Raw genomic sequence first — 12,780 nt, 5'->3', positions numbered from 1 at the left:
CCCCTTCTCCCAAAAGGGGAGAAGGGGGAGCTTGGCTTCGCCGGCTGTGCAAGTCACCAACGTCGACGACTGGCGGAAGCGTTGCCGCAGTGTCCCCTTCTCCCCTTGTGGGAGAAGGTGGCCGCGCGAAGCGCGGTCGGATGAGGGGTATCTCGCGCCGACCTCGGGATTTGAACTCGATCCCGACCGCGAGACAGCCCGACGCTGACGCAATCGAAAGCTGGATCGTTGGAATTCCTTCTCTTCCTCATTCGGCGCGTGCTCTGGTCGCTTCTGGTGCTGGCCGGCCTGTCGGTCGTCATCTTCGTGATCGCCCGCGCCATCCCCGGCGATCCGGCCCGCCTGGCGCTCGGCCCGCGAGCCACCCAGGAGCAGGTCGCGGCCCTTCAGCAGACATTGGGTCTCGACCGGCCGCTTGTCGAGCAATACGGCATGTTCATCGGCGGCCTGGCCAAGGGCGACCTCGGCCGCTCGCTGCTCACCGAACGGCCCGTCAACGACGACATACGCGACACATTCGCGGCGACCTTCGAACTGGTGCTCGCCACAATCACGATCGCCTTCGTCTTCGGCGTCCCTTTGGGCGTGGCGGCGGCGCGCTGGAAGGACCGATGGCCGGACAATGTCGTGCGCCTCATCGCCATCTTCAGCGCGGTGACGCCAAGCTTCTTCCTGGCGCTGCTCCTCCAGATCCTCGCCGGCTATGTGCTGCACATCCTGCCGACCACCGGCCGGCTGCCGCCGAATATGGTGTTCTCGGCCGACATCACCGGCCTGCTGACCATCGATTCCCTGCTGCGCGGCCGCTTCGACGTCTTCCTGGAAGCGCTGCGCTACCTGCTCCTGCCGTCGATCGCGCTCGCTGCGGCCACCATGGGGCAGATCGCCCGCATCACCCGCTCCTCGATGATCGACGTCGCCAGCCAGGACTATATCGAAGCGAGCCGGGCCTTCGGCGTGCCCGAGCCGCTGCGCGTGTTCAAATACATGCTGCGGCCGAGCTTCGTGCCGCCGCTCACCATCCTCGGCCTTGAATTCGCGTCGCTGATCGGCAATGCCTTCGTCGTCGAGCTGGTCTTCGCCTGGCCCGGAATGGCCGCCTACGGCATCCGCACCATCCTGCAGAAGGACCTCAATGCCGTGATGGGCGTGGTCATGGTGTCTGGCGTGTTCTTCGTGATGGTCAATCTGGTCATCGACGTGCTCGTCGGCTTCGTCGACCCGCGCGTCCGCATCAGGGGGCGGCGCGGATGACCGATATCGCACAGGCCCCGCGCCGCCTCTCCAACGCCTATCAGAACTGGTACCGCTTCTCGCGCAACCCGACCGCGGTGATCGGCGCGACCATCGTCGTCATCTGCGTGCTGGCCGCGATCTTCGCGCCGCTGATCACGCCCTATCCGGAGCATGTCGGCGCCGCCGTCAATTTCCGCGCCCGTCATCTGCCGCCCTCGGCCGAATACTGGTTCGGCACCGACAATGTCGGCCGCGACATCTTCACCCGGGTCGCCTTCGGCATGCGCGTGTCGCTCCTGCTCGCGCTCGTCGTGCTGGGCACCGCCGTTCCGGTCGGCACCGTGCTCGGCCTGCTCGCCGGCTATTTCGGCGGCTGGGTCGAGATCGTCATCATGCGCATCACAGACATTTCGCTGGCCATCCCGCCGCTGGTGATGGCGCTGGCTGTCGCCGCGGTGCTTTCGCCCGACCTCGTCAATGCCATGCTCGCCATCGCCGCGCTCTGGTGGACCTGGCACACGCGGCTCATCTATTCGATCACGCGGCAGCTGCGCACCCAGGAATTCGTCGAGGCGGCCGAGACGCTGGGCGCCAGCAAGTTCCACATATTGTTCCGCGAGATCCTGCCCAACTGCGTTTCCGCGCTCGCCGTCAAGACATCGCTCGACGCCGGCTTCGTCATCCTGGTCGGCGCCTCGCTCTCCTTCCTCGGCCTCGGCATCCAGCCGCCGACGCCCGACCTCGGCACGATGGTTGCCTCGGGTGCTGCCTTCCTGCCGGACTATTGGTGGGAATCCGTTCTGCCGGGCTGCGCCATCCTGTTCGTGGCGCTGGGATTCAACCTGCTCGGCGACGGGCTGCGCGACCTCTTCGACGTGGAGGACGTGCGATGAGCGAGGCCCTGCTCAGCGTTCGCGACCTCTCGGTGGAGTTCACCACCTACGGCCAGACCAGCCGGGTTCTGAAGGGCGTCTCGCTCGACGTGCCGGCGCACAGCCATATCGCGCTGGTCGGCGAGAGCGGCTCCGGCAAGACCGTCACCATGAAGGCGATCATGGGGCTGCTGCGCCATCCCCCGGCGACCATATCGGGCGGGGAGATCGTCTTCGATGGCCGCGACCTGCTCAAGATGCCTGCGCGCGAGCGCACGGCCCTGCGCGGCACGGCCATGTCGATGATCTTCCAGGATCCAATGAGCTCGCTCAATCCGGTCTTCACCATCGGCGACCAGATGGGCACGATCCTCAAATATGCCGACCGGCGTCTCGGCCGCAGCCGCGGCCGGCGCGAGCGGATGGATCGCGTCCATGAGGTGCTCGGCCAGGTGCGCATGCGTGATCCCGAAAGGGTGACGCGGTCCTATCCGATCATGCTGTCGGGCGGCATGCGGCAGCGCGTGCTGATCGCCATGGCGCTGCTCAGCGAGCCGAGGCTCCTGATCGCCGACGAGCCCGGCACCGCGCTCGACGTCACCACCCAGGCGCAGATTCTGAAGCTGCTCAAGGATCTCGTCGAGGCGCGCGGCCTGGCGCTGTTGATGATCACCCACAATCTCGGCGTGGTCCGCGAGACGTCGGACTATGTCTATGTCATGAACAAGGGGGTCGTGGTCGAGGCGAGCGCGACCGCAGAGCTCTTCGCAGCACCCAGGAACGACTATACGCGGGCGCTGATCGATGCCGTGCCGCGCCTCACCGGCGGCACGCGCTTCGGTCGGCCGGAGGGCGTCGCATGAAGCCGATGCTCGACGTGGTCGACCTCTGCAAGAGCTTTCCGGTGCGCAACGTCTTCGGCCGCATGGCCGGCGAGGTGAAGGCCGTCGATCATGTGTCCTTCTCGATCGAGCGCGGCGAGGTCTACGGTCTCGCCGGCGAGAGCGGCTCGGGCAAATCCACCATCGCCCGCACGATCATGGGCCTCACCCGCCCCGACAGCGGCGACATCTTCCTCGACGGCGAAAACATCATCGGCACCGGCGGCACGCGCGAGCATGGCCGCAAGGTGCAGATGGTGTTCCAGAACCCCGGCTCCTCGCTCAATCCGCGCCGCACGGTCGGACAGTCGATCGGGGTGCCGCTAGAGGCACACGGCCATCCGCGTTCCGATCGTCGCCGGCGCATTTCCGAGCTGCTCGAGATGGTGCAGCTTCCGGCCGATTTCGCGCAGCGTTTCCCGCACGAGCTGTCGGGCGGCCAGAAGCAGCGCGTGGCGATAGCCCGGGCGCTCGCGGTGGCGCCGAAGCTGGTCGTGCTCGACGAGCCGACCTCGGCGCTCGACGTCTCCGTGCAGGCGAAGGTCATCGACCTCCTGGTCGATCTCGGCCGCCAGCTCGACCTCACCTTCCTGTTCATCTCCCACGATCTCAGCCTGATGCGCAATTTCGCGAAGAAGGTCGGGATCCTCTATCTCGGCGAGATCGTCGAGACCGGCGACACCGCCGCCGTCTTCGACAATCCCCGGCACGATTACACCCGGCTCCTCCTCGCCTCGGTCCCCGTCATCTCGGCGGAGGAGGAGGCGATGCGCCCGAAGATCGAGCTGATCGACGGAGAGATCCCGACAGCCGAAAAGCTGCTCGCCCTGCGCAAGGCGCAGGGCGGCTAGAAATCTAAAGCGAGGTTCAGACCAGATGATCAGGATAGGTATCGACGTCGGCGGCACCAATACGGATGCCGTCATCATGGACGGTCCGCGCGTGATTGCGGGCGTCAAGTCCGCCACGACGGCCGACGTCATGAGCGGCGTGGTCAATGCGCTGAAGGCCGTGCTCGACGCTTCAGGCATGAAGGCCGGCGTCGTCGACGTGGTCATGATCGGCACCACCCATTTCACCAATGCTGTCGTGCAGCGCCGCGATCTTGCCCCGACCGCCGCGGTCCGCCTCGGCCTGCCGGCAACGGCCTCGTTGCCGCCGATGGTCGACTGGCCGGAGGACCTGAAGCAGGCGATCGGCAACCATGCCTGGCTCGCCCATGGCGGCAATGAATTCGACGGCCGTGTCATCTCGCCGCTCGACGAGAAGGAGCTGCTCGGCATCGTTGCCGAGATCACGGCCAGGGGAATCAACTCGATCGCCATCACCTCGGTCTTCTCCCCGGTCAGCGGCGAGTTCGAGAAGCAGGCGGGTGCGATCTTCGCCAAGGCGCTGCCGGACGCGCATATCACGCTGTCCAGCGAGATCGGTCGTATCGGGCTGCTGGAGCGCGAGAACGCGGCGATCATGAACGCCTGCCTGCGCGACCTGTCGGCCCATGTGATCGAGGCCTTCCGCAAGGCCATCGCCGAGACCGGCATCAAGGGCCGCTTCTATCTCACCCAGAACGACGGCACGCTGATGGATGCCGCTTTCGCCGAAAAATTCCCGGTGCTGACCTTCGCTTCAGGTCCGACCAATTCGATGCGCGGCGCCGCCTTCCTGTCGGGTGTCTCCGAAGCGATCGTGGTCGACATCGGGGGCACCACCTCCGACGTCGGCTCGCTGCACAAGGGGTTTCCGCGGCAGGCGACGGTCGCCGTCGAAGTCGGCGGCGTGCGCACCAATTTCCGCATGCCCGACGTCTTCTCGGTCGGCTTGGGAGGCGGCTCGCATGTGGTCGAGACCGAGCACGGCATCAAGGTCGGCCCGACCTCGGTCGGTTACCGGCTTGTCACCGATGCCCTGATCTTCGGCGGCTCGACGCTGACGACATCCGATGTCATGGCGGCTGCCGGCCGGGCCGACTTCGGCGACCGGTCCAAGGTCGCCCATCTCTCGCCCGACCTGATCGCGCGCACCCAGACAAGGATCATGGAGATGCTGGAGGATTGCGTCGAGCGCTCGCGCCTGTCGCCCGAGCCGCTTCCCGTCATCGTGGTCGGCGGCGGCTCGATCCTGGTCGACGGTCCGATCGGCGGCCTGGAGGTGATCAAGCCCCACCACTTCGCGGTCGCCAATGCGGTGGGTGCTGCGATCGCGCAGGTCTCCGGCGAGGTCGACCGCGTCTATGCGCTGGCCGAGATCGGCCGCGAGCAGGCGCTCGCCGACGCCAAGCAGCGCGCGGTCGATGCGGCCGTGGCGGCCGGAGCCCTGCGCGACAGCATCGAGATTGTCGACGTCGAGGACGTGCCGCTCGCCTATCTGCCCGGGAATGCGACGCGCGTGCGCATCAAAGCCGTCGGAGAGCTCCATGTCGGCTAAGGGCTATCTGCTGAAGGAAGCCGATCTCCTGCCGCTGTCGATCGGCGCAGCACTTCTCGGCACCGGCGGGGGCGGCAATCCCTATATCGGAATGCTGCGCACGCGCGAGTTGATGCGCAAGGGCGCCGAGGTCCGGGTCGTTCCGCTCGATGCGCTGCCGGACGATGCCTGGATCGGCGAGGTCGGCGGCATCGGCGCGCCCGTCGTCGGCGTCGAGAAGGTCGAGGAGGGCGGCGAGTGCTACCGCGCCATGCGCGCGGTGGAGGAGGCCGCGGGGGTGAAGATGTCGGCCCTGATCTCGGCCGAGATCGGCGGCGCCAACTCGCTGGAGCCGATCATCGCGGCGGCCATGGCCGGCCTGCCCGTGGTCGACGGCGACGGCATGGGCCGCGCCTTTCCCGAAGTCCAGATGACCACCTTCTTCATCTACGGCGCCAAGGCCGCGCCGGCGGCAATCGCCGACGACAAGGGCAATGTCGTGGTGTTCCGCGACATGGTCGACATGTTCTGGCTCGAACGTTTCGCCCGCGACGTATCCGTCGGCATGGGCGCCGGAGCCGGGCTCGCCATCGCGCCGATGTCGATGGAGTTCGTGCGCCGCACCGCCGTGCCCGACACCGTCACCCAGGCGCTCCGGATCGGCCAGACCGTGCTCGACGCCCGCGCCAAACGGCAGAACGTGGTGGAGCGCGTGGTCGCGACGACGGGCGCCAAATTGTTCTTCACCGGCAAGGTCACCGATGTCAGGCGCGAACTCACCGGCGGTTTCGCGCGCGGACATGCGCACCTCGCGGGGATCGATGCCTGGGCGGGCTCGGAGGCACGCATCGCCATCCAGAACGAGAACCTCGTCCTGTGGATCGACGGCGAGCCGGTGATCATGGTGCCCGACCTGATCGTCAATCTCGAACTCGAGACGGGCGAGCCGATCACCACGGAGATCCTGCGTTACGGCCAGCGCATCGCCGTCATCGGCCTTCCCGTGCATGATTTGATGAAGACGCCCAAGGCGCTGGAGATCGTCGGCCCCAAAGCCTTCGGTTATCCCGACCTGACGTTCAGACCGCTCGCGGCCGGCCCGATCGCCGCGTGAAAGGACCAAGACGATGAAAATCCTTCGGACGATCCATGCCGACGATCTTGAGGACATCGCGACCGGCGGCGCCATCCTCGGCACCGGCGGCGGCGGCGATCCCTATGTCGGCAAGCTGATGGCGCAGCAGGCCATCAGGAAGCATGGGCCGGTCAAACTGGTCGATGTCGCCGAGCTGCCCGACGACGCGCTCGTCGTGCCCGTCTGCATGATGGGCGCGCCGACCGTCATGACGGAGAAGCTGCCGCAAGGCGACGAACTGATGAACGCCTTCCGCCAGCTCGAGCAGCTTCTCGGCCGCAAGATCGACGCGGTGCTGTGCGGCGAGGCCGGCGGCGTGAACTCCACGACTCCTTTCGTGGTGGCAGCCGCCAGCGGCCTGCCGCTGGTCGACGGCGACGGCATGGGGCGCGCCTATCCCGAGCTGCAGATGGTCACCTTCACCCTACACGGGGTCTCCGCGACCCCGATGGTGTTGTGCGACGACAAGGGCAATTCACTTGTTCTCGACACGGTGAGGAATGCCTGGACAGAGCGCCTTGCGCGCGCCGCCACCGTCGAGATGGGGGGCTCCGCATTGCTCGCCTTCTATTCGATGAGCGGTGCGGTGGCGAAGAAGGCTGTGGTGCGCGGCACCCTGTCGCTCTGCGCAGAGCTTGGCCGCGCACTGCGTGACACCCGCCACGCTCATGGCGATCCGGTCGACGCCATCGTCGGAATGCTCGGCGCCAAGGTCATCTTCCACGGCCGCGCCAAGGACATCGATCGCCGCACTGTCGGCGGCTTCGCCCGCGGCACCGCGCGCTTCGACGGCGTCGACGAATGGAAGGGCCACAGCTTCAAGCTCGACTTCCAGAACGAGTTCCTGATGGCCGAACGCGACGGCAAGATCCTGGTGACGACACCCGACCTGATCACGCTGCTCGAAGCCGAAAGCGGCAATCCGGTCACCGCGGATGCGCTACGCTACGGCCTCAGGCTGAAGGCGCTGGCCTTCCCCAGCAATCCGCAATGGCTGACGCCGGAGGGCATTGCCCTCGTCGGTCCGCGCTACTTCGGCTACGACGTGGACTACACGCCCTTCGCGGCGTGAGGTGATTGGAGCATGGGGCGAATGGATCTTCCCTCCCGCCGCTCGAAGCATGGGGAGGGACGAACCCGCATCGTATCGCTCACGAAACAAGCGTCTTGCAGACGGTATGCCAGAGATCCCGCTTCCAGTTTTCCTGCTGGGTGCCCTTCATCGTCTCGCCGACCGGGTATTCGATGCCCCCGACGAGGATCTTGGCGGGAGCGCCGCATCTCACGCGCGCAGGGTGCCTGCTCGGGTCGGCATAGATGATCCGGCCATCGGGGCTGATCGTGGTGAGGCCGATCAGTACGTCGAAATCATAGTCGCGGTCGGCGGACTGGCTGTCGCCGACCAGGCTGAGGCTGATGACGACGTCATCCGAAAAATGCGCCGTATGGAAGACGACAGGCTCGGCTGTGGCGACGCTGGTTGCGATCAGGACACCGGCGAGTACCAGAGCATCGGACCCGAAAGCGGACAAGTGCGGATGCATCTCCTCCTCCCAGGTTTTGCGCGACGGGGATCATATCATATCGATGGTCGATAGTATCGGCCGTCGGAGCGCGCGACTGCGTGGCTCACGCCTGTCGGCGCGAAGGCACGTAGCGTGGGTCAAAGTGTTGGAGCGACCTGTGTGCGTCCAATTGGATGCGCGGCTATCTACCGGGCCGGAGGGGCGGCGCCGGCGATTGAGATCGCCCGCCTCATCTGTCCCGCAGCCGCCGCGGCGTGCTGCCGAGTTTGCGCGACAGCGTCGCGGTGAGATGCTGTTGCGAGGCGAAGCCGCAGGCGAGTGCGATCTCGGCGATCGGCAGGCCGGAACGGGCAAGAAGCTCGCACGCTTTGTCGATCCGCCGCGCCAGCACGAACTGGTAGGGCGACAGGCCGGTTCGCACCTTCATTCCGTCGAACACCACGCGTAGCGGCAGGTCGACTGCCCTGGCGATGCGCGCGCAGCTGATATCGCCGTCGAGCCCTGCTTCGACGAAGTCGGCGATGCGGCGGAACTCGCCGTCCGACAGGCCGGCCCGCCTTGCCGGGCGGACGGCCTGCAGCCCGTTCATGGTTTCCAGATAGACGAGCCCGCCGAGATATTGCAGTTCGAGCGGGTCGAGGGAGCGTTCGCCGCGCATGCGCTCCCGCGCATAACGCGCCAGGTGTCGTATCGAGCCGCCCCCGATATTGTTCGTGCTGCCGGCCCTACGCGCCTCGCTCAGCCTGACATCGCAGACGTCGGTCTGGAATTCATCCGAATAGCTGAAGGCGATGAAGCCGTGCCTGACATGGCTCGCGGCGACGCGAACCCGGCCGCGCCGCGGATGGAACGCCGCCGTCTCGCCCCGGAAGACCAGCGGCTCCTCGGCGTCATCTTCGAACCGTGTCGTGGAAACAACGTCACCGAGCAGAAGGCAGATCACGTCGACGCCGTTCATGAATTCGAGCGCGTAGGGACGTGACCCGGCAATGCAGTAATCGATGCCGCCGACACCGCCCCTGATCGGAAACTGCTCCAGCCCGCCATAGCGGACATCTCGCGCCCGTCCGATAGCCGCAGCCAATCTCTGTCCTCCCTGGACCGGCAAATCTTATCTGTTCGCCTTGCGAACGGGTGGCTTCCTCCAGCCGGTTGCCCGCGACGCGATGGTCGCAGATTACGGCGTGTGCTACAATAGTCTCGTTCCGAACCCTGCAGCCTCCGATCATTCCGCTACAGGAATCTGTAAAGGGCAGGGATTTGAAAGACGTGCGCTTTGCGAACGGGCAGGGTGGCCGCAGCATCGCCGGGAGAGGATCCGGTCGGATCGAGCGATGCGGTGTTTCGAAGGGAGGTCTGGACCTCCCGCCATGCCGCAGGAGGAAAGGCCATGCCGTCCATTTCAAGGAAATCCGCCGCTCCCGCCAGGCGCCGGAGCTTCGATGTCGAGGCCGATATCGTCGTTGTCGGCGGCGGCGCCGGCGGGCTCGCCTCGGCCCTGTTCAGCCGCTGGCACGGCAACAGCGTGGTGCTCCTGGAGAAGGCCGACGAACTCGGCGGAACCACCAGGAAGGCCGCCTTCTGGTACTGGGTGCCGAACAACAAGCATATGCGGGAGGTCGGCATCGAGGACCGCAAGGAGGACTGCCTGCGCTACATGGCGCGGCTGTCGCGTCCGGAGGCCTATGATCCCGACCATCCGACGCTGGGCATGAGTCAATGGGAATATGATTCCTACGCCGCGATCTACGACAATGCCTCGCCGGCCACGGAACTGCTCGCGAAAAAGGGCGCGCTGGAGTATCGCCACTGCGATTTCGTGCCGGACTATTGGGCCGAGCTGCCCGAAGACAAGGCGCCCAAGGGCCGCGTGCTCCTGCCCAAGGGCGCGCGCGAGAGCATGTCCGACGGCGGCGAGGTCGCGGTACGCACGATGAGCGACCGGGCGCGGGCCGACGGCGTCGACATCCGCACCGGGCACCGCGTCCAGCGCACGGTCCTTGATGACGACGGCAGAGTGGTCGGCATCGAGGCCGACACGGCCGACGGCAGGACAATTGCCTTCAGGGCGGCGAAAGCCGTCATCTTCGCCTCGGGCGGCTTCACCCACGATGTGGCGCTGCGCAAGAACTTCCTCAGCGTGCCCGTCTTCGGCGGCTGCGCGGCGCGCAGCAACGAGGGCGATTTCGTCCATATCGGTTCGGCCGCCGGGGCCGAACTGCGCAACATGAACTATGCCTGGATGTGTCCGATCGTGCTGGAGAAGGCGCTGGCCGACGATCCCGCGCTGATCGGCACCTTCTCGCCTTCGGGCGATTCGATGATCTATGTCGACCGGAACGGGAAGCGCGTCACCAACGAGAAGCTCGCCTACAACGAATCCGCGCAGGCCTTCTTCGCCTGGGATCCGGCCAGATCGGAATATCCGAACCTGGTTCTGGCGGCGATCTGGGACCGGCGCAGCCAGGAGCATTCGGCCAGCGACGAGTATGGCCGCTTCATCGTGCCCGAGGGCGCCGACGACCGCCATGTCATCAAGGGCGCGACCCTGGCGGAACTGTCTCGGAATATCCGCGCACGCCTGGAGAAACATGCCGGCCGCATCGGCGGCCTGGCGCTCTCCGGGAATTTCGAGAAGAACCTCGCCGCCACGATCGAGCGTTTCAACGGCTTTGCCAGGGAAGGAAGGGACCTCGATTTCCGTCGCGGCGAACGCCAGGTCGAGCTGCTCTTCAACGGCCCGGCCGCCGAAAGCCCGGCGGCGCCCAATCCGACCATGTATCCGATCGCCGGCGAGGGGCCCTATTACGCGGCGCTGCTCACCGGCGGCAATCTCGACACCAAGGGCGGCCCCGTCACCAGCCCCGACGGCCAGGTGCTCGACCATACCGGCACGCCGATCGCCGGCCTCTATGGCGTCGGCAATTGCGTCGCCTCGGCATCGGCCAGGGCCTATTGGGCGGGCGGCGCGACGCTGGGGCCGATCCTCGCCTTCGCTTATCTCGCGGCCAATGCCGCGAATGCCGAAAGCAGGCATTGAGAGAGTGTTCTACCGGGAGGAAGCAACCATGGCACTCAGCACGCAGACCATGACCGACGAGCAGCGCAAATCCGTCGCGCTCGAATATCTCAAGGCATTCGACAATGGCGGGGTGACCTCGACCGGTGGGTCGATCCTCGAGCTCTTCGCCGAGGACGCGCAGGTCTACTTCCCGAAATGGGGCCTCGCCAACGGCAGGGACGAGATCGGCAGGATGTTCGGCGACGTCGGCGGCACGCTGAAGTCGATCACCCACCACTATTCGCATTTCAACTGGATCTTCTCCGGCAGGGACCTCGTCGTCTGCGAGGGCACCAGCCATGGCGAGCACCAGGACGGTCCGTGGCGGGCAGGCCTGCCGGAATGGCAGGCGGGGCGCTGGTGTGACGTCTTCGAGATCCGCGACTGGAAGATCCAGCGCTGCTTCATCTATCTCGATCCCGACTATGCCGGGAAAGACACCGAACGTTATCCCTGGCTCGGCAAGTAGCTCTTGCTCGCCGCGGCGGCCGTCATCCGCCGCGGCGACGAGATTTCGGCCTTGTGGCCGGACGTGCCAGGCGCACTTCACCGCGTTCTATCCCGGAAGCGAGCCGGCCGCATTCCCCGAAATTCCGCCGGGAGCGGCAGCCAACCTGGCCGCTCCGGGAATTCTGACGCCGACGCCCAAACAAGCGGTCAGAGCGGCAGCACCGATTCCATCGATGCGACCGTCGCTCTGGGCGCAGGACCCCGGTCTTGTCGTCCATCCGACTCGGCATTCAGGCGGCACAACTGAGTGATGGCTTCGGAAGGAATACCCGGTCGGCACTGGCACGCGGGAGGCTCTCTTCAATGTGCCGCAGCAGGATACAGGGCACGTGAACGGTGTCGGATGCCCGATAAGGCCTGCTGAAACAGCGGTTGCTTGCGTCCAGTCTGAATCCAGTCTTTCGCCCGGAACCCGCACACGGCAAGGTACAGTCGTGCGATTCGCTGCTTGTCACGACCATTGCGTTTTCATGCGTTGCCCGCATGTCGGCATCGACTCCAACGTGCCGCGTGACAGGTGCCCTGGATCGACCGTTTGATCCTGCTCGAAGTAGCTACGGTATATTTGTTGCCATATCAGCTATACTTGTACTGTGTGGCATGAACATCACTGAGAGGTCAGTTTTGTTGACCTTGCCGCGCAACTCCAAGTAGTTCCGCAAAGGTCATCGCATGCAGGGTGATGATCGTTCTTGGGATTTCCGTTCCGTTGCCCTCGGCTCGTCGGTTCTGAGGTGGCTGGCCGCTGGCGGCAAAACGACGTCGCGTAAGGCCACGCATAGGCGCGAAGGCTACCCGCAGCCTGATCCGGCTGTGCAAGTTGTGAACGAGCACGGCGTCATGGTCGATCCGGCGATCGACCATGGGCACCTGCGCAGGCAACGCGGCTGGCTCAATTCCGGGGCTCACGGCCAGGCCGACGTCGTTCATGCGTCCTGGTCATTGGCGGGCGCTGCCGCGCGGGCACTCGGCACAGTGCTACCAAGTGCTGGCTCGTTCGGGATCGGCTCGCCGCGGCCTGCAGCCGGTGAGGGCATCAACGTCGATCCCTCTCACCTCTTTCAAAGTCCTGCCCCAGCGGCGTCGGAGCCAGAAGCGCCCCTGGCACCTTTATCGACCACTTCAAGCGGCACGGTCATCCACGCGACGGCTCCTT

At 65.9% G+C, this 12,780-nt stretch carries 12 protein-coding genes; 9 read left to right on the top strand and 3 right to left on the bottom strand.

From position 1 onward, the window contains the following. The first annotated feature begins 228 nt into the window (after positions 1 to 228). The 7 genes from JN302_RS04755 to JN302_RS04730 are packed head-to-tail and all read left to right on the top strand — an operon-like array spanning position 229 to position 7,599. Positions 229 to 1,254 carry an ABC transporter permease gene (locus JN302_RS04755; protein ID WP_202332092.1) on the top strand — a complete coding sequence of 342 codons (1,026 nt, stop codon included), beginning with the start codon at positions 229 to 231 and terminating at the stop codon, positions 1,252 to 1,254. Next, positions 1,251 to 2,129, top strand: coding sequence for an ABC transporter permease (locus JN302_RS04750; protein ID WP_202310340.1), 879 nt, complete (start codon positions 1,251 to 1,253; stop codon positions 2,127 to 2,129). The genes JN302_RS04755 and JN302_RS04750 overlap by 4 nt, the downstream gene beginning before the upstream one ends. Then, complete coding sequence (locus tag JN302_RS38865; RefSeq protein WP_210382586.1) at positions 2,126 to 2,971, top strand: ABC transporter ATP-binding protein; 846 nt, start codon at positions 2,126 to 2,128, stop codon at positions 2,969 to 2,971. Before JN302_RS04750 ends, JN302_RS38865 begins: the two co-directional genes overlap by 4 nt. Continuing rightward, positions 2,968 to 3,840 carry an ATP-binding cassette domain-containing protein gene (locus tag JN302_RS38860; RefSeq protein WP_274609067.1) on the top strand — a complete coding sequence of 291 codons (873 nt, stop codon included), beginning with the start codon at positions 2,968 to 2,970 and terminating at the stop codon, positions 3,838 to 3,840. The genes JN302_RS38865 and JN302_RS38860 overlap by 4 nt, the downstream gene beginning before the upstream one ends. Before the next feature lie 25 nt (positions 3,841 to 3,865). Then, complete coding sequence (locus JN302_RS04740; RefSeq protein WP_202332090.1) at positions 3,866 to 5,413, top strand: hydantoinase/oxoprolinase N-terminal domain-containing protein; 1,548 nt, start codon at positions 3,866 to 3,868, stop codon at positions 5,411 to 5,413. After that, positions 5,403 to 6,506 (top strand): DUF917 domain-containing protein, encoded by a 1,104-nt coding sequence (locus JN302_RS04735; RefSeq protein WP_202310338.1) that lies wholly within the window; start codon positions 5,403 to 5,405, stop codon positions 6,504 to 6,506. The genes JN302_RS04740 and JN302_RS04735 overlap by 11 nt, the downstream gene beginning before the upstream one ends. Positions 6,507 to 6,519: 13 nt before the next feature. Beyond that, the gene (locus JN302_RS04730) at positions 6,520 to 7,599 is read left to right on the top strand and encodes a DUF917 domain-containing protein (RefSeq protein ID WP_202332088.1); all 1,080 of its coding nucleotides are present in this window, start codon (positions 6,520 to 6,522) and stop codon (positions 7,597 to 7,599) included. A gap of 79 nt (positions 7,600 to 7,678) precedes the next feature. Here the strand turns inward: JN302_RS04730 and JN302_RS04725 are convergent, their stop codons facing one another. Beyond that, a complete protein-coding gene (locus JN302_RS04725; protein ID WP_202310336.1) occupies positions 7,679 to 8,071 on the bottom strand; it encodes a hypothetical protein in 393 nt (130 codons plus the stop codon). 211 nt (positions 8,072 to 8,282) lie between these two features. Further along, positions 8,283 to 9,137 (bottom strand): helix-turn-helix domain-containing protein, encoded by an 855-nt coding sequence (locus JN302_RS04720; protein WP_202332086.1) that lies wholly within the window; start codon positions 9,135 to 9,137, stop codon positions 8,283 to 8,285. A 306-nt stretch (positions 9,138 to 9,443) separates the two neighbouring features. On the opposite strand from JN302_RS04720, the gene JN302_RS04715 reads away from it, so the two are divergent. Both JN302_RS04715 and JN302_RS04710 read left to right on the top strand, forming a co-directional pair. Beyond that, positions 9,444 to 11,093, top strand: coding sequence for an FAD-dependent oxidoreductase (locus JN302_RS04715; RefSeq protein WP_202332084.1), 1,650 nt, complete (start codon positions 9,444 to 9,446; stop codon positions 11,091 to 11,093). A 28-nt stretch (positions 11,094 to 11,121) separates the two neighbouring features. Next, positions 11,122 to 11,583 carry a nuclear transport factor 2 family protein gene (locus JN302_RS04710; protein WP_202332082.1) on the top strand — a complete coding sequence of 154 codons (462 nt, stop codon included), beginning with the start codon at positions 11,122 to 11,124 and terminating at the stop codon, positions 11,581 to 11,583. 659 nt (positions 11,584 to 12,242) lie between these two features. Here the strand turns inward: JN302_RS04710 and JN302_RS39755 are convergent. Then, entirely contained in the window at positions 12,243 to 12,554 is a 312-nt protein-coding gene (locus JN302_RS39755; protein ID WP_244743726.1) for a hypothetical protein, read from the bottom strand. Positions 12,555 to 12,780 lie beyond the last annotated feature (226 nt).

The organism is Mesorhizobium sp. L-8-3, assembly GCF_016756615.1.
GTDB lineage: Bacteria > Pseudomonadota > Alphaproteobacteria > Rhizobiales > Rhizobiaceae.
The sequence above is the reverse complement of the archived record's forward strand: the minus strand, read 5'-3'. Positions and strand labels throughout refer to the sequence as shown.